19 protein-coding genes are annotated in these 16,975 nt (G+C 61.9%); 6 read left to right on the forward strand and 13 right to left on the reverse strand.

Annotation, left to right across the window (positions count from 1 at the left end; translation table 11 throughout):
* Nucleotides 1-44: 44 nt before the first annotated feature.
* From AACZ26_RS01005 to hemE, 11 genes are all read right to left on the reverse strand, one after another.
* Nucleotides 45-797 carry a uroporphyrinogen-III synthase gene (locus AACZ26_RS01005; RefSeq protein ID WP_339618447.1) on the reverse strand — a complete coding sequence of 251 codons (753 nt, stop codon included), beginning with the start codon at nt 795-797 and terminating at the stop codon, nt 45-47.
* Nucleotides 798-839: 42 nt separating this feature from the next.
* Complete coding sequence (locus AACZ26_RS01010; protein ID WP_339618448.1) at nt 840-1,079, reverse strand: DUF3618 domain-containing protein; 240 nt, start codon at nt 1,077-1,079, stop codon at nt 840-842.
* A complete protein-coding gene (locus AACZ26_RS01015) occupies nt 1,079-1,507 on the reverse strand; it encodes a phage holin family protein (RefSeq protein ID WP_339618449.1) in 429 nt (142 codons plus the stop codon). The genes AACZ26_RS01010 and AACZ26_RS01015 overlap by 1 nt, the downstream gene beginning before the upstream one ends.
* Before the next feature lie 7 nt (nt 1,508-1,514).
* Nucleotides 1,515-1,880, reverse strand: coding sequence for a YtxH domain-containing protein (locus AACZ26_RS01020; RefSeq protein ID WP_339618451.1), 366 nt, complete (start codon nt 1,878-1,880; stop codon nt 1,515-1,517).
* Nucleotides 1,881-1,973: 93 nt separating this feature from the next.
* On the reverse strand, nt 1,974-3,353 hold the full coding sequence (locus AACZ26_RS01025; RefSeq protein WP_339618452.1) for a glutamate-1-semialdehyde 2,1-aminomutase: 1,380 nt from the start codon (nt 3,351-3,353) through the stop codon (nt 1,974-1,976).
* Complete coding sequence (hemB, locus tag AACZ26_RS01030; RefSeq protein WP_339618453.1) at nt 3,350-4,345, reverse strand: porphobilinogen synthase; 996 nt, start codon at nt 4,343-4,345, stop codon at nt 3,350-3,352. Before hemB ends, AACZ26_RS01025 begins: the two co-directional genes overlap by 4 nt.
* Complete coding sequence (hemC, locus tag AACZ26_RS01035; protein WP_339618454.1) at nt 4,342-5,256, reverse strand: hydroxymethylbilane synthase; 915 nt, start codon at nt 5,254-5,256, stop codon at nt 4,342-4,344. Before hemC ends, hemB begins: the two co-directional genes overlap by 4 nt.
* Nucleotides 5,253-6,413 carry a ferrochelatase gene (locus AACZ26_RS01040; protein WP_339620609.1) on the reverse strand — a complete coding sequence of 387 codons (1,161 nt, stop codon included), beginning with the start codon at nt 6,411-6,413 and terminating at the stop codon, nt 5,253-5,255. Before AACZ26_RS01040 ends, hemC begins: the two co-directional genes overlap by 4 nt.
* A 5-nt stretch (nt 6,414-6,418) precedes the next feature.
* Nucleotides 6,419-7,090, reverse strand: a complete 672-nt coding sequence (gene hemQ, locus AACZ26_RS01045; protein ID WP_339618455.1) for a hydrogen peroxide-dependent heme synthase — start codon at nt 7,088-7,090, stop codon at nt 6,419-6,421.
* Between the two features lie 66 nt (nt 7,091-7,156).
* Complete coding sequence (locus AACZ26_RS01050) at nt 7,157-8,470, reverse strand: FAD-dependent oxidoreductase (RefSeq protein WP_339618456.1); 1,314 nt, start codon at nt 8,468-8,470, stop codon at nt 7,157-7,159.
* Between the two features lie 5 nt (nt 8,471-8,475).
* Nucleotides 8,476-9,534, reverse strand: coding sequence for a uroporphyrinogen decarboxylase (gene hemE, locus AACZ26_RS01055; protein WP_339618457.1), 1,059 nt, complete (start codon nt 9,532-9,534; stop codon nt 8,476-8,478).
* A 17-nt stretch (nt 9,535-9,551) separates the two neighbouring features.
* Here hemE and AACZ26_RS01060 point away from each other — a divergent pair, with 17 nt between their 5' ends.
* The 6 genes from AACZ26_RS01060 to AACZ26_RS01085 all read left to right on the forward strand — a co-directional run bounded on the left by AACZ26_RS01060 (nt 9,552) and on the right by AACZ26_RS01085 (nt 14,021).
* On the forward strand, nt 9,552-10,787 hold the full coding sequence (locus AACZ26_RS01060; RefSeq protein WP_339618458.1) for a glutamyl-tRNA reductase: 1,236 nt from the start codon (nt 9,552-9,554) through the stop codon (nt 10,785-10,787).
* 55 nt (nt 10,788-10,842) lie between these two features.
* Nucleotides 10,843-11,457 carry a GNAT family protein gene (locus AACZ26_RS01065; protein WP_339618459.1) on the forward strand — a complete coding sequence of 205 codons (615 nt, stop codon included), beginning with the start codon at nt 10,843-10,845 and terminating at the stop codon, nt 11,455-11,457.
* 116 nt (nt 11,458-11,573) lie between these two features.
* Nucleotides 11,574-12,137 (forward strand): ATP/GTP-binding protein, encoded by a 564-nt coding sequence (locus AACZ26_RS01070; protein WP_339618460.1) that lies wholly within the window; start codon nt 11,574-11,576, stop codon nt 12,135-12,137.
* On the forward strand, nt 12,137-12,562 hold the full coding sequence (locus AACZ26_RS01075) for a roadblock/LC7 domain-containing protein (protein WP_339618461.1): 426 nt from the start codon (nt 12,137-12,139) through the stop codon (nt 12,560-12,562). The genes AACZ26_RS01070 and AACZ26_RS01075 overlap by 1 nt, the downstream gene beginning before the upstream one ends.
* 51 nt (nt 12,563-12,613) lie before the next feature.
* Nucleotides 12,614-12,973, forward strand: coding sequence for a hypothetical protein (locus AACZ26_RS01080; protein WP_339618462.1), 360 nt, complete (start codon nt 12,614-12,616; stop codon nt 12,971-12,973).
* 67 nt (nt 12,974-13,040) lie between these two features.
* On the forward strand, nt 13,041-14,021 hold the full coding sequence (locus AACZ26_RS01085) for a DUF2510 domain-containing protein (protein WP_339618463.1): 981 nt from the start codon (nt 13,041-13,043) through the stop codon (nt 14,019-14,021).
* 18 nt (nt 14,022-14,039) lie between these two features.
* Here AACZ26_RS01085 and AACZ26_RS01090 read toward each other — a convergent pair whose 3' ends face one another.
* Both AACZ26_RS01090 and AACZ26_RS01095 read right to left on the reverse strand, forming a co-directional pair.
* Complete coding sequence (locus AACZ26_RS01090) at nt 14,040-14,954, reverse strand: serine hydrolase (RefSeq protein ID WP_339618464.1); 915 nt, start codon at nt 14,952-14,954, stop codon at nt 14,040-14,042.
* Nucleotides 14,948-16,915, reverse strand: coding sequence for a M13-type metalloendopeptidase (locus AACZ26_RS01095; RefSeq protein WP_339618465.1), 1,968 nt, complete (start codon nt 16,913-16,915; stop codon nt 14,948-14,950). Before AACZ26_RS01095 ends, AACZ26_RS01090 begins: the two co-directional genes overlap by 7 nt.
* Nucleotides 16,916-16,975 lie beyond the last annotated feature (60 nt).

Here is a 16,975-nt window from a genome sequence, read left to right on the forward strand (position 1 = left end):
CCTTTGGAGGGCTTAGGCGGCCTTATACGTGACTCGACTGGGGGTCACCGTGAGAGGTACTCAGCGAGCGTTTCTACGAGGGATTGGCTCGAACGGTCCTCAGCAATCACGTGCACCGTGAGTCCGGCATCCCGGGCATCAAAAGCGGTGCGGGGCCCAATGCAGGCGACGATCGTCGTCTCGGGCAAGGGCGCAAGTTGTTCCGCGACTTGACGGGCGACCGAGCCTGAACTGACCAGAATGGCGGCAATGCGACCGGATGCGACATCCTCACGCACCTTGTCGGCTACGGGAATGCCGACCGTGCTGTAGGCGGATACGCTGACAACTTCGTGGCCAAGCGCACCCAAGCCATCAACAAGAGTAGTGTCGGCGAGGTTGGACTGCGGAGCGAGCACGCGCAAACCAGAAGTCGAGTCTGGCCACTCCTTCACGAGTCCGCGACCGGAATTGTCGAGCTCTGGCACGAAATCGACGCGGTACCCGGCAAGATTGAGAGCACTCGCAGTCGTCTCCCCGACGGCGGCGATCTTGGTGTTGTCGGGAATCTTCACGCCACTCACCGTCAACACATCTACCGTTGTGGCGCTCGTGACAGCGATCCAGTCGAACTGACCATCATTGAGTTCGTGGAACGCATTGGCGAGCGCAGGAACGTTTTCAGAGGGTGCAAAATTAATGAGGGGCGCGATCACAGGAACTGCTGAGTGTCCCCTCAGCAACGCTGCGACGCTGTCGCCCCAATTGCCTCCGCGTGGAACGAGCACGCGCACACCATCGAGTGCTTTGCTTGACATGCTCCTATACTCCACCTGTTGGGGAGTAAGACGCTAATCGAGCTAGTCGTCGTCGCTCAGAATTGCCCACGCAACGACGGCAACAACCGAGACGGCTGCTGCCGCAGCGCCAATAATCCATGGCACAGGATTGGTCTCATACGAGCTGCGAACCCGAGTGGCAACTTCATCGACACGCTTGCCGACGTTGAACTTGTCTTCAATCGCGTCGAGAGTGGCTTCCAGCTCTGCACGAGCCTGCTCGAGCTTGTCGCTTGAGTTCGGGATGATGCTGTCAGACATTATGACCTCCGCTTACGGGTGCCTTTGATGGCACGAACGTCGCTCTTAATACTTTCAATCGTGTCGGTGGGCGCTGGTGGGGTTCCCTTTTTGACGAGGGTGACACCCACTGCAACGAGAATCGCCACAATAACCAGCAGGATGCCGGCAACGATGAGTGCTGCCGCCCACGCGGGCACTATTTCCGCAAAACCAAGAACCGCGGCGGCGATGAGAACCATGAGTGCGAAGAGTGCAAAGAATGCAGCCCCCACAAACAGCCCGATGCCGATTCCAGCGTTCTTGAGCTTGCCGACCATTTCGTTCTTGAGCGATTCAATCTCGCCGCGGATGAGTTCGCCGAGAAGGCGCGGCACATCGGCGATGAGTGCAGCAAGCGAACGTTTCGGTTCGCGCTGAGGGTCTGTTTTCGGTGATTCACCGTGCATGGCAGCCCTACTTAGAGTTGGTGGACTTCGTCGCTGATGCCGATGACGAAGACTTCTTGGCGGCAGGCTTCTTCTTCGCGGCGCTCGACGTCGATGACTTCGACGCGGTACTGCTCGCTGTAGTGCGACTGTTGCTTGAGTTGCTCGCAACCTGCTTGACAACCTTCTTGGCACCGTCTGCGAGGAACTCCGCGACCTCAGGGGCCTTGTCTTTCACATAGTCTTCAGCGTTGTGGCGCTGTTGCGTGATGCGCGGATCATTCCACAGCTTGCTGGCGGTGGCCTTGATCTTTTCGTACTTTTCGCGGCCAGCGCGGGTGCCCAGCACGTAGCCGATGCCGAGTCCTACGACGAGGAGGATCTTGCCCTTCATGGTGAACTCCGATTCCTGTTGGCGTTTAGTTCTTCCAACATACTCGGGATAGCTGCACTTCGTGGTCAGGGTTTTCTGCTAACCCCCCGCTAATTACTGGGGCGCGGATGCCGCAGCAGCGGCCTTTGCGGCGGCCGGAAGCGCCTCGACAATCTTCGAAACCACGCCATCGTCGTGGGCTGCCGAGACGAACCACGCCTCAAACACACTCGGAGGCAACGAGACTCCCGACTCCAGCATCGAGTGGAAGAACGGTGCGTAGCGGTAGCCCTCTTGAGCTTTGACCTCCGCAAAGTTCAGCGGAGCATCCGCCGTGAACGCGAAGGAGAACAGGTTGCCCGCGTGCTGCACAACGTGCTCAACGCCCTCGGCGGAAAGTGCGGCCGATGTTTCGGCGGAAAGCGTTTCGGCAACCTGATTGAGTCGCGAATACACGGCGTCGTCTGCGAGCCGAAGCGTAGCGAGGCCGGCTGCGACAGCGACGGGGTTTCCGCTCAGGGTGCCCGCTTGATAAACCGGGCCGAGAGGCGCAAGCAGTTCCATGATGCGAGCCGAACCGCCCAGGGCAGCCAAGGGCATCCCGCCGCCGATGACTTTGCCGAAGGTGAAGAGGTCGGGAACCCAGCGTGCACTGGTGTCACCGGTTGTAGCCGTGGCGGCGGCACGAGCATCCAAGCCCCAGTAGCCGGCGGGGTCAACGCGGAAGCCCGTGAGAACCTCGTCACTGATGGCAAGAGCGCCGTGTTCGTGGGCGATGCGCACGATGGTTTCATTGAAGCCGGGCTGCGGGGCGAGAACGCCCATGTTCGCGGCGGCGGCTTCGAAGATGATGCCGGCAATGTCGTGACCGTGTTCGGCGAAGACCTGCTCGAGGGCGGCGACGTTGTTGTACTCGATCACGAGCGTCTGAGCTGCGGTCTCGGCGGTCACGCCAGCAGAGCCCGGCATCGAAAGCGTCGCGAGGCCAGAACCGGCTTCGGCGAGAAGCCCATCGGAGTGACCGTGGTAGTGACCGGCGAACTTCACGAGCAGGCGACGACCAGTAGCACCACGGGCCAAGCGGATCGCCGTCATGGTCGCTTCGGTGCCGGTCGAGACGAGGCGCAAGCGCTCGATCGGGCTCACTGAACCGACGCTAATGCGAGCACGCACGAGTTCGGCGAGTTCAGTCTCGGCGGGAGTGGACGCTCCAAAGCCGAGGCCGCGTGACGCTGCTTGCTGAACGGCGTCGATCACTTCGGGATGAGCGTGGCCAAGGATGGCAGGACCCCAGGAGTTGACGAGGTCGATGTACGACCGGCCCTCAACATCCGTCACATATGAGCCGGAGGCTTTCACGTAGAAGCGGGGCGTTCCGCCGACCGAGCCGAACGCGCGCACGGGCGAGTTGACACCGCCCGGAAGCACGCCGCGGGCGCGCTCGAAGGACTGCTGGTTGGTAGCGGGGGCGGCGGTCGAGGTCGTGTCGCTCATCGGCGTAGCCATTCTGCAAGCTCTGCTGCGTAGTAGGTGAGAACCGCTTCGGCGCCGGCTCGTTGGATGCTGAGCACTGATTCTTCGATAGCGCGGCGGCGGTCGATCCAGCCGTTCGCTGCGGCGGCCTCGATCATGGCGTATTCGCCGGAGACTTGGTAGGCCCACACGGGCACGCTGCTGATGGCGCTCGCATCGGCGAGCACGTCGAGGAAGCTCATGGCGGGCTTGACCATGACGATGTCTGCGCCCTCCTCGATGTCGAGCTCGACTTCACGAATGCCTTCGCGGCGGTTCGCGGGGTTCTGCTGATAGGCGCGACGGTCGCCCTCGAGCGAGGACTGCACTGCTTCGCGGAATGGGCCATAGAACGCCGACGCATACTTCGCGGCGTAACCGAGCAAGGGGGTGTCAGTGTGACCGGCGTCGTCGAGCGCCTCGCGCACGGCGGCAACCTGGCCATCCATCATTCCGCTGAGGCCGAGCAATTGCGACCCGGCTTCGGCCTGAGCGACACCCATTTCGCGGTAGCGCTCGAGTGAAGCATCGTTGTCGACGATCAGCTCAGTCTCACCGGTCGCGAGATTGGTGCGCTTGCGCAGAACCCCGCAGTGACCGTGGTCGGTGAATTCGTCCAAGCAGAGATCGGTTTGCACCACGAGGGCGTCACCGGCCTCGGCGACAGCCGCGCGCGTGGCGACGTTGAGGATTCCGTTCGGATCAATCGCGCCTGAACCTTCGGCATCCTTGTGCTCGGGAACACCAAACAGCATGACGCCACCGACACCCAACTCAGCGGCTTCAGCAATCGCGCGCCGCATCGAGTCGAGCGAATGCTGCTGCACTCCCGGCATCGAACTAATCGCTGTGGGCTCGCTGAGTCCTTCGCGCACGAACATCGGCAGAATCAGTTGGCTGGGGTGGGTGCGGGTTTCGGCGACCAAGCGACGCATCGCCGGGGTCGACCGCAAACGGCGGGGGCGGATGATCACGCCCGGGCCCCCGTGAGATCCCCGGCACCCTGTGCCAGAAGTTCGTCGGCGACCCGCTGTGCTGCCTCGCGCGCTGGGTCTTCGACATCGTTGACGTACAGCGCGTGGGAGCTCGTGAGATACCGCGAACCATCGAGGGCGTAGACCCGGGCATCCAAGAACAGGAGGCCGTCGTCGATGATGGCGTGGGCTCCGAGGGGAGCCGAGCATCCGGCATCGAGTAGGGCCAGAACGTAGCGCTCGGCTTCGGTCTTGGTGCGGCTGGGCTTGTGGTCGAGCACGCTGACGAGTTTTTCGTCGCCGTCGCGCACCTCAATGGCGAGCGCTCCTTGGCCGGGAGCGGTTGGCCAGCCCGCGATGCCGAGGTATTCGGTGATGGCAGCGGCACGACCGGCGCGGGCGAGGCCGGCGGCGGCAAGGATGACGGCATCCAGTTCACCGTTGGGCACCTTGGCGAGTCGTGAATCGATGTTGCCGCGAATGTCGACGACCTCAAGATCGGGGCGACGCGAACGCAACTGTGCTTGGCGACGCGGTGAACCGGTGCCAACGCGAGCACCGACGGGAAGAGTGTCGAGAGTGAGTTCATCGCGCGCACACAGAACGTCGCGCTCATCGGCACGCTTCGGTACTGCCGCGATCGTAAGGCCGGGCACGTTGGCGGTCGGCAAGTCTTTCAAGGAGTGAACAACAACATCGCATTCGCCCGCGAGCAGCGCTTCACGAAGCGCATTCGCGAACACACCCTGGCCGCCGATCGTGGAGAGCGACTCGGTCGATCGGTCGCCCTGCGTCGAGATCGGAATGATCTCTGTCTCCACGCCGGTTTTGCTTTCGAGCGCGCGCGCCACGGTCGTGGTTTGCGCCATCGCGAGAGTGCTCCCTCGCGTGCCAATACGAATCACGGTCACGGTGCTACCCCCGCGGCTGCAGGCTTAAAGCCGAGCCGCACATTCTCACAGCACCCGGGACGACACACGTCGTACCAGGGACCGAGCTTGGTCAGTGCGGGGCGATCTGCCACCGGCACTCCATCCCGACGCTCCAACACGAGGTCGACAAGACCCGTGACGAAGGCCGGATGCACGCCTGGCGTCGGAACGCGCACGGCAAACATGTTGTGGCCGCCCGCCGTTTCGAGCGCCTCGGTGTCGAGATCCCACTTCACTTCCATGTGGTCAGAAATGAAGCCGACCGGAACAATCACTACAGCTTCGATGCCATCGGCGGCGAGCGCATCAATCGCATCGTTGATGTCGGGCTCGAGCCACGGCATCGAGGGCGGCCCACTGCGCGACTGGTACACGAGACTGTGCGCCGGCAGCGTTGCGCCCGGATTCTCGCTCGATTGCGCCGCCATGACTACTTCTGAGACAGCGAGGTGCTGGGCGGCATACGCGCCACCCTCACCGAAACCACGCGATTCTGGCCCGCTCTTGGCGGCATCCGTCGACGGGATTGAGTGCGTGGCAAAAAGAACGTGGGTCTTCTCGGGGGCAATGCCCTGAGCGGCGACCTTCGCGAGGCCCTCCCGAACACCGTCGATGAACGGCTGAACAAAACCGGGGTGGTCGAAGAACTGGCGAACCTTGTCAATCTGGATCGTGCCTTCGAGGCCGGTCTGCTCGAGCGCGATTGCGTAGTCTTCGCGGTACTGGCGGCAGCTTGAGTAGGAGCTGTAGGCGCTCGTGCCGACGGCGATGAGCTTCTTATAGCCGCGCTCATTGGCCTCGGTGAGTGCATCACTGAGGTAGGGGTTCCAGTTGCGGTTTCCCCACAGCACCGGCAGATCGATTCCGCGGCGAGCGAGCTCCGCTTCGAGAGCAGCCTTCAGCTCACGGTTCTGGTCATTGATCGGGCTGACGCCACCGAATGCACGGTAGTGATGAGCGACCTCTTCGAGACGCTCCTCGGGGATTCCGCGGCCGCGCGTGACGTTGCGCAAGAACGGAATGACATCGTCTTGACCCTCGGGCCCACCAAAACTGGCGAGCAGAATGGCATCGTAGGCGACGGCTTCTTCAACGTGTTCAGGGCCGGATGCCGCGGCATCCGTTGCGCCCAGAATGCGAGTCACGACAGCACCTCGGCAATCTCATCGAGGGCAATGCGACGACCTGTGTAGAACGGGATCTCTTCACGCACATGACGACGAGCTTCTGTCTGACGCAAGTGACGCATGAGGTCGACAAGGTCAACGAGTTCGGGAGCCTCGAGCGCGAGCATCCACTCGTAGTCTCCGAGCGCAAAGCTCGCGACGGTATTGGCGAGAACCTGAGGCATCTCGGAACCCTTGATGCCGTGGTCGCGCAGCATCTTGCCGCGTTCGGCGTCGGGCAGCAGGTACCACTCGTAGCTACGCACGAAGGGGTAAACCGTGAGCCACGCTTCGGGCTCTTTGCCGCGCATGAACGCGGGCATGTGGCTCTTCGAGAACTCAGCGTCGCGGTGCACGCCCATGGCGTTCCAAGTGGGAAGCAACGAGGTGAGCGGCTCGCTGCGACGCAATTCGCGCAGGGCCCACTGGATGTTCTCGGGGTTGTCGCCGTGCAACCAGATCATGATGTCGGCGTCGGCACGCATGCCGGAGACATCATAGAAGCCACGCACGGTGACTCCGCGGGCTTCAACCGCGGCAACGGCAGGAGCGAGGTCGCCGGCACCAGCCGGACGGTGCGGATCACGACGGAACACCGCCCACAGTGCGTAGCCCAAAACTTCGGTGGTGGTGTCGACGTCAGTCATGTCTTCCATTCTCTCCCGGGCCTTCTGGGCAAACTGGGAGAATACCTGTGAGTTAGGTGAACCTAACTAGTTTACCTCTTTGGCTGTGCGGTCCGGCTCGTCGTCAGCGGGTGCGTGATCGTCGTCGCCCGCGTCGTCATCGGCGAGAGCAAGCAATCGATCGACGGCAGCGTTGGCGTGCGTGACGATACCAGCCAGCCCGCTTCCCCCCACAGTTTCGCCGACGACGACCACACCATCCGTGCGTTCGGCGGCGGCTAGCGGGGCAGGGCGAATCCACTCGCGGCGGGCGAAATCGATGACCGCCTCTGCGGGAAGCGAGACGCCCAAGAGCACTTCGGCATCGCGGCGAGCGACCTCGGCAAGGTCACCAGCCGGCACTTCGTTGTAGGAGAGGCGCACGACGTGGCGCCCCTCCGCCTGCTCCTTGAGCCACTGCCATTTCGCCGTTGCGTGCGTGAGTGCGCGAGCGGAAACCTTGGTGCAGCCGGGAGCGACGAGCACCCCCGATCCGCGCGGTTCGGCATCCAGTTCTGGTGCGTCGAGCACAAGAGTGGCGAGCGTCACGGTGCGACCGCGAACCGGAGCGAGAATGCCGGGGGCAGCCACGATCACTGTTCCATCGAGTTCCGCGAGCGCCTCTGCACTCTCGATCCGGCGCCCGAATTCGATAACGACGCCGTAGGTCGTGAGGTCGGCGGCGAGCTCAGTGACAAGACGGTTGATTCCACCACGGATGCCCTGAACTGCCGTTCCGGCGGGCATCGACTCGCGCATCGATCGCACCGCTGCCGCCAGCGAACCGTGCAGCGCGAGGCGTTCCTTGAGCGTTGCGACGCGCACAAGCGGCACGTCGTTCGGGTGCAGCGAGTACACGCCATGCACGACAGGGGCGACAAGCTTCTCCACGACGGCCTTACCCATGCGTCGACGCACAAGCGCGCCGAGAGAAACGTCAGTGCGTTTGCCGAACCACGGAATCAGCGAATCGAGCTGAGCGCGAAAAGCGCCGCCCATACCAATGACCGCGATGGTGTCCTTGTCGAGCGGCGTCGCCGGGATGCCAAGAATGCCGGTGGCGGGCAAGGGCAGGGCCGCGCCATCCACGGGCTGAAGCCACGCACCTTCGTCGCTCGGCGACACAATGTCATCGCCGAGGCCCAACTCGCGAGCGAGGTCGGCAACAGTATTGCTGCGGGTGGCGAAGCTTTCGGCTCCGACATCCAGATTGATTCCACCGACGAGGTGGGATGCGACGGTGCCGCCGAGATGGTCGCTTGCCTCAATGAGGCGCACTGTCCGCCCCGCCATCGCGAGTCGACGCGCAGCAACAAGCCCTGCGATGCCACCACCGACGACGGTGAATTCTGTCGTGCTCACGCGCACTACCCTTCCTGGTGAACGAGCTCCACGATCTTCGTGAGCACATCCGGATCAGTGTCGGGGCCGACTCCATGGCCGAGATTCACGACGTGAGAGGGAGCGACGCGACCGCGGCTCATAACGTCGCGCACGTGAGCTTCGAGCACATGCCAAGGGGCACCGAGCAAGGCAGGGTCAATGTTGCCCTGAAGGGGAACGCCACCACCCAGACGACGATCGGCCTCATCGAGCGGGATGCGCCAGTCGACACCCATCACGTCGGCACCGATCGAATGCATCGCCTTCAGCACCTCACCGCTGCCGACACCAAAATGAACCTTCGGCACGTCATACCCGCGCAAGTGCGACAGCGCGCGCTTAGAGTGCGGGGCAACCCGACGCACATACTGCTGCTCCGAGAGCGAACCAACCCACGAATCAAAGAGCTGAGCGGCCGAAGCGCCCGCCTCAATCTGGGCCTTCAAAAACTCGCCAGCGATGTCGGCACACCAGTTGAGCAGCGTCGCCCACGTCTGGGGGTCGGAGTACATGAGCGTGCGGGCACGCTGCTGGTCTTTGCTCGGGCCGCCCTCAACCATGTACGACGCGAGAGTGAATGGTGCTCCAGCGAAACCAATGAGCGGAGTGTTTCCGAGCTGAGCAACAGTTTGCGCGACAGCCTCACGGATGGGGGCAAACGCGGCAGGGTCAATGGGGTGCAGCTTGGCGACATCCGCAGCGGTGCGCACGGGGCTAGCAAAGACGGGCCCACGACCGGGAACAATCTCAACCTCAACACCGGCGAGCTTCGCGGGGATGACGATGTCGCTAAAGAATATGGCGGCATCAACTTTGTGTCGACGCACAGGCTGCATCGTGATCTCGCTGGCAAGATCGGGCGTCAAACACGCCTCAAGCATCTCGTTGCCTTCGCGCAGTTTGCGGTACTCGGGAAGCGAGCGGCCGGCTTGGCGCATAAACCAGACGGGGGTGGTTTCGGGGCGATCACCGCGGTAGGCCCGGATGATAGGCGAGTTAGCTGTGCGGCCGTCGAGAAGAGGATGGTCAGTATTCAGGGTCACGGGGTTAACATTAGGTTGTGCTCCTGTGTCTTAGCTCGAATCATCGCAACGCGAGCTTAGACGTACTCGAAAGTCTGTCTGAGGTCGCCGCTGCGGCTACTAATGACCTCGTTTCGACCAATGATTTCGTTGCCGGAGCGGTTCTCGTGGCCACGTGCAACCGCTTCGAGGCCTACCTCGACGTCGAAGAACCCCTCACCGCTGGTTCGGCCATCACCGTCTGCTCGCTGCTCGAATCACTGAGTGAGCGCACCGGCCTTAGCGTCGACACCCTCCATTCCTCTATCGCCGTTCATGAGGGGGCGGATGCCGCAGCTCACCTCTTTGCGGTGACCTCGGGTCTTGAGTCCGTCGTGATCGGTGAAGCTGAAATCTCTGGCCAGGTCAGCCGTGCTCTCGATCAGGCTCGCAAGGATGGCACCACTACCCGCGACCTCGAGCGCCTCTTTCAGCGCGCAACGCACACGAGTCGCGGCATCAAGAACAACACCGCCATCGGCGGGGCAGGCAAGTCCCTCGTGCGCCTTGCGCTCGAACTGGCCTCAAGCCGTGTTGCCGACTGGTCGACCGCGAGCGTTCTTGTCGTCGGCACCGGCCGTTACGCCGTCACCACCGTCAACGCGCTACGCGACAAGGGCGCCCTCGATCTGCGCGTCTTCTCCCCCTCGGGCCGCGACGCTGCGTTCGCCCTCAAGCACGGCCTCACCCCCAGCGAAGACTTCGACGTTGACGTCATCGTCACGTGTACCGCGAGCGCCGTTCTCGGCACCGAACGATTCTCGGCCGCCAGCAAGTGCCTCGTGCTCGACCTCGGCCTCCCCCGCAACGTTGACCCCGCCGTGGGCCAGCTCGACGGCGTTGACCTGCTCGACCTCGAAACCATCAGCCTGCACGCACCACTCGAAGAGCTGAACGCGCATGCGGATGCTCGCGACCTGGTTCGCACGGCCGCCCACGAATTCGCTGCCGAAAGCCAGGCGGAGCCAGCCATCGTTGCTCTTCGCAAGCACCACTTCGCCCTCCTTGAGGCGGAGATCGCTCGCGCCACCGCGCGCGGAGCTGGCGAAGAAACTATTTCTGCCCTCCGACACTTGGGCGGGGTGCTGCTGCACGGGCCGTCGGTGCGAGCGCGCGAGTTTGCGGCTGAAGGCCGAGTCGCTGAGTTCGATGCTGCTCTTTCTGCTTTGTACAACATCCCTGTCGAACGTTCGTCGAAGTCGGCGGATGCTCGGGCACGGCCGCACACGGCCTAGCCTGAGCTTTACCGGGCTCCGCCCGTCGCATCTCCCTCTGAGCTAAGGGTCACTGATGAAACCGTTCGAGTTCCGAAGTCCGATTCACACCGAGCGCCTCATTCTTCGCTCGTTGACGCTCAGCGATCACGACATTGATGACCTGTATGCGCAGCAGTCGAACGCAGAACTCACGCAGTACATGCTCTACGAGCCCCGCGACCGTGACACCGTTATCGAAAAAGTCACGGAGTGGACAGAACGCGAAGTGCTGGCCGAGAGCGGCGATTACCTTCAATTGGCCATTGAGCTCGCGGATGCACTGCCTCCGCTCCCCGATTCAGACGCTATCCGGCGCCCGGTCATGATCGGCACGCTGTATTTCAAGATCGAGAGCGCCGAGGATTCGAATGCTGAGATCGGCTGGGCGCTACATCCCCATTTTCAAGGGAAGGGCTTTGCCAAGGAGGCGGCGTCTGCGCTGCTCGATCTCGCCTTTGGTGAGTTAGAGCTTCATCGCGTCTTCGCGAATCTCGATCCCCGCAACGACGATTCGGTTCGACTGTGCCTGGCACTCGGAATGAGCCATGAGGCACATCATGTCGAAGACATGTGGTTCAAGGGTGCGTGGGCCGACACGGGAATCTACGCGATTCTTGATCGCGAATGGCGAGCTCGCGCCGCCGAATAGTCGCTCTCACGCTCCGCACTAGAGGCTCGTTCGCGTTGCGGTTTTTTTGTGCCCACCGTTAAACGGTTTGGCTCCGAACACCTCAATGAACCAACACAACCACACGAAAGCGAACTATGGCTGAGCACGTCGTACTTTTTGCTGGGCCCATGGGCTCCGGTAAAACGACCGCAATTCGCAGTCTCAGCGAAATCGATGTCGTGTCCACAGAGGCTACCAACACCGATCGCGCTACCGCCGATAAAGAGACCACTACTGTCGCGCTCGACTACGGCGAGATCACCATTGATGACGTGACGAAGGTGCGACTTTATGGAGTTCCGGGGCAGAAACGCTTCGACTTCATGTGGTCGATTTTGGCGGGCCGCGCACGTGGTCTACTGCTTCTCATCAACAACGATGCCCCCGACTCTGTCGCACTGCTCATCGAATACCTCAACGACTTCCGCGAATTACACGCCCGCGGCGCAGTCGTGATCGGCGTCACCAAGTCTGATGTCTCGGAAACTCCCAGCGTTGCCGAGTACTCAGCCGCCCTCACCGCCGCCGTGCCCGAACAACTCATTCCCGTTTTCACCGTCGACCCGCGCAATACAGAAGAGATGCGCACGCTGCTCTTGAGCCTGGTTGCCAGCGTAGAAATGCGCGAACTCCTTGCCCCCGCACCTGAAAAGATCTGATGAACCACCCCATCGCACCAGCCGCACCCACCGTCGTTCCTTCCCACCTCAACCCTGCCCATATCGAGGCAGGAAACCGCACTCTCGCGGAGATGCAAGATCTCGCGAGTTCGCTGACTTTCGCCGCCATGCTTACCGACGACGGCTTCGAAATTGTTCACCTCAAAGGTTCCCAAGCCGATGGTGGGCGCTTCGCCAGCATGTCCAGCTCAGTGCAGGCCCTCAGCGACGCTGTCGCCCACGAACTCAAAATCGGCACGAACGAGTACGTGATCATCGCGTCTGAGCTCGGCCACGTCATCCAGCTACGAGTCCAAGGGCACCCCATCGTGCTCGCGGCGCTATTCGACACTCATGAAACTTTGGGCAAGGGCCTTTCGATCGCACGCATTGCCGCGCGTCGGATGGCCGCGCTCATTGCGTAACCACGCACCACACACAGCAGCACTCAACCCGAAACCTAAACGGAGAACACCATGTCAAACATCAACGAAATCCTCGCAAACCTTCTTGAGACCGACGGCGCTATGGCAGCTGCACTCGTCGATAGCGGCTCGGGAATGCTCCTCGGCAGCGCCGGCAGCGGCATTGACCTCGATGCCGCAGCAGCCGGCAACACCGAAGTTGTTCGCGCCAAGCTCAAGACCATGAAGGCGCTGGGCCTCAACGACACGATCGATGACATCCTCATCACGCTGTCGAGCCAGTACCACATCATCCGCCCCTTGGCTTCAAACCCCGAGGTCTTCATCTACTTCGTACTCGACAAGGCGAAGTCGAACCTCGCCCTCGCCCGCATCAACGTCAAGACCGCCGACTCAAACCTCGGCCTCTAACAATGACACGTGCTGTGGCGGTCAACCCTGACCGCCACAGCGCGCTCACTCCCCAGAAAGACTCACTATGACCGACGGCTTCGAGGTTCCCGCGGGGTGGTATCGCGACCCCTTAGGTGGCGCTCACCTCCGCTGGTGGAATGCGAAATCGTGGACCGAGCACACCGCCCAACTCGATAGCTCACCCCTACCGCCATCGGGCGCCGTCAACAACGCTGCCCACGATGTTGGGGCCGCTACGACTGCACGCGAGCCCGAGGTCATCGTGCTCCACCCGTCATCGATCAAGCGCACCACTCGAGGCGCCGAAGCCGCGTCTGTCGAGTCGTCGACAACGAACACTCGCGGGTCGGATGACACGACGACCGTCACGAAGGAACCAACGCGGGCCAGCCTTCGAGCGGCAGCCGCGGCCGCAGAACCTCGCCAATCGGGTTTCTCCGATATCGCGCTGACGGCCGATACCTGGAACAAACTCAATAGAGCCATCACGGATGCGACCAACTCCGCCAACGAACCGCTCGTCGAACTTCGCTTCTCTGACGCCCCCACTCTGGTTATTGACCCTCGCGGTAGTGCTTATTGGTGGGCGGATTCCATCGACAGTCTGGCGACCGCGTCTATTGATGGCGACGTCAAGACCGTTGCCCGCCCTTTCGGCATTCCCCAGAACGAGGCAGGTCGCGACTGGGAGCCTCTCGTGTGGCTCATCGGCACTCATGCCGAGCCCGAATCTTTTGATCCGTTGAGTTTGTCTGGCGCGCGGTTCAAATTGCGGCGCTGGCCTAACCTGACGACGCTGAGCCACAGCAGTGAGCAGATGGCGATGACGGCCATGCTCGGTGCCGCGTACTTGACCGTCACTGAACTTTCTTCTCTCGCGAAGGTCGACGTTGATGACGCCCGTCGTCTCATTTCAACGTTCGAGCTGATGGGTCTTTTGACCCACACCATTGACACCATTGCCGATGAGGCGCGCCAACCAATCGCTATGGACCCGGCAAAAGAGAGCATCTTCTCTCGTTTGAAGTCACGCTTCAGCCGCTAACGGTTCGACACTGGGCGACTAGTGCACGTACTCCATGAGGTCGTAGCCGAAGGTTCGCAGCGCATCGATGACGTGCAAGCGAGAGTGCATGCTTGAGTCGTCGAATTGAATGGATGCCGCATAGGCGACCGCTCGCTTGTTACCTCTCAGCGCGCCGGCCTCCGCTCGCACGCCCCGATCGATGCCTGTTTTGTTGACCAGCAGAGTGTTGTGGTCGGCTCCCCGATGAGCGAGAGGGTCGAGCCCGAACGCGCTCGACACTAGTGAGAGGTCTGTATTGAGCGAGAGCCAACCGAGCACACGCTGGCTCGCGATGGAGCTGACGATCTCGCCGCGTGCCAGGGCTCCGAAAAGCCAGCTCAGTTCGACGGCCGAGCCGACAGAGAGCTGGGGTGCGTCGTCGGGTCCGCGGGTGTCTCGCACGAGATCGAGTAGTGCTGTCTTGGTGAGCCCGAGGGATTCGGTGCGAGCTCGCACGGCATCCAGCCCGATGAGACGCAACAGCATGTTGGTTGCGAGGTTGTCGCTCGTCGCGCCGACGAGAGCAGCGAGGTCGGCGACGGGGAGCGAGGGCGCTTGCAAGTGCTGCCACAGCCCGGCGGCACCAACGGAGGAGCCCGGTACTTTGTCGAGGATGCCGTAGGGGGCGAAGTCGCGGTTGTCGAAGCGAGCGGACACTTCGATGAGCAGCAAAATCTTGCCGATGCTCGCGGTGGGCAGCGCCACCCGGTCGTCAATGCTGAGCAGCGTACGGCCGCTGTTGATGTCGACGGCACTGGCGGAAACGTGCACGCTGCGGTTAGAAAGCTTGAGCTTTCCGAGCGCAGCGAAGGTGCTGGTGAAGTTGGGTTCTTCGCCAGCTCCGGCGTGCTTCGCGACTCGGGGGGTGCGAATGCGACTCCGGCGTTCTCGGGTTTGCTCGATCTCTACCAAATAGTGACGCGATCTTTCGGGTCAAGCCACAGTGAATCAGATTCAGTCACACCAAATGTCTCATAGAACGCATCGATGTTGCGAACAATCTGGTTGCAGCGGAACTCGTTGGGCGAGTGGGGGTCGATCGCGAGCAGACGAATCACTTCTTCATCGCGGCCCTTCTGCTGCCACGATTGCGCCCACGACATGAAGAACCGTTGCGCGCCGGTAAGGCCATCGACGACGGGTGCTTCTGCTCCGTCAAGCGAGATTTGGTAGGCCTTCCACGCAATCGCGAGCCCACCAAGGTCTCCGATGTTTTCGCCGATCGTGAGCGAACCATTGACGTGGTGTTCTGGCACTTGAGCCGGGGCGAGAGCGTTGTACTGATCAATCAGGGATTTTGTGCGCTCTTCGAATGCGGCTTTGTCTTCTGGCGTCCACCAGTCGATCAACCGTCCATCACCGTCGTACTTGGCGCCCTGGTCATCGAAGCCGTGACCGATCTCGTGGCCGATAACGGCACCAATGGCACCGTAGTTCGCTGCGTCATCCCGCGACTCGTCAAAGAACGGGTACTGCAGAATGGCGGCGGGGAACACGATCTCGTTGAAACCGGGGTTGTAATAGGCGTTGATGGTTTGCGGAGTCATGAACCACTCGTCGCGGTCGAGTTCTTTGCCGATCTTGCCCAGTTCGCGCTGAAATTCGAACTCATTGGCGGCACGCACGTTGCCAGCCAGGTCGTCGGCGCTGATCTCCAGGCTGGAGTAGTCGCGCCACTTCACGGGAAAACCGATCTTGGGCGTGAACTTGTCGAGCTTCTCGAGCGCGCGCTGCTGAGTGGTTGGCGTCATCCACGCCAAGCCGGTGATCGACTGGCGGTAGGCCTCAACGAGGTTGGCGACCAGCACATCCATTGCCGACTTCGCGGTTGGCGGGAAGTGACGATCGACGTAGATCTTGCCGACGGCTTCGCCGAGCACGCCCTCGACCAGTGACACTCCTCGCTTCCACCGCGCGCGTAGTTGAGGGGTGCCCGAGAGGGTGCGACCGTAAAAGTCAAAGTTGGCTTCGACAAAGTCGCCCGAGAGGTAGGCGGCGTTGGTGCGGATTACTTGCCACGCAAGCCAGTCGCGCCAGGCCTGCAGGTGGTCGTCACTCAATACCGACTCGAGTCCTTGAGCAAAGCTGGGTTGGCGCACAACGACCTCGTCGAAGGCGTGGGCGGGGACATCAATCGCGTCGAGCCACACTGAGAGGTCCACCGCGCCGGCGAGGTCGTTCGCTGCCTGCCACGTCATGGGGTTGTACGTCTTTTCGCTATCGCGGTTAGCGACGTTGTCCCAGTGCTTCGACGCGATCTCGGTTTCGAGAGCGACAATGCGGGCGGCACGCTCAGCGGGAGCATCGAGGTCGGCGAGCGTGAGCATCCGCTCAATGAAAGTGCCGTACTTGCTGAGCACGTCGGCGAACTTCTCATCGCGATAGTACGACTCGTCGGGAAGGCCGAGGCCGCCCTGTTCGAGAAAGACGAGGTAGCGCTCGGGGTTGCCGGGGTCGTTATCGACGAAGAGTTGGAAGAATCCACTCGTGCCACCGCGCTCAAGGCGGCCGAGCGTGCTCAGGAGGGTGGAGATCGAGTCGACAGCAGCTGCTTCAGCCAGTTGCGCTGTAATGGGGGTTGCGCCCAATTCATCGGCGCGCGCTTCATCGAGGAAGCTGGCGTAGAGGTCGCCAACCTTGCGCTCTTCGGTGCCGGGCTGCGCCGACTGCGATTCGATAATGATGTCGCGAACAGCCTCTTCAGCCTCTTCAGCAAGCACCATGAACGATCCGTAGCGGGCTTTGTCGGAAGGGATTTCGGTGCGGTCGATCCACGCGCCGTTCACATGACGATAAAGGTCGTCTTGAGGGCGCACCTTCGGGTCGAGATCGTTGACGGCAATTCCGGATGACAATGAAGATTCGGCACTCATGCACCCCAGCCTAGAGCTTTCTTCACAAGGATTAGCTGCGAATCTGAGACCAGTGGAGAG

Origin of the sequence: uncultured Salinibacterium sp. (assembly GCF_963974405.1) — a bacterium.
Taxonomy (GTDB): domain Bacteria; phylum Actinomycetota; class Actinomycetes; order Actinomycetales; family Microbacteriaceae; genus Rhodoglobus.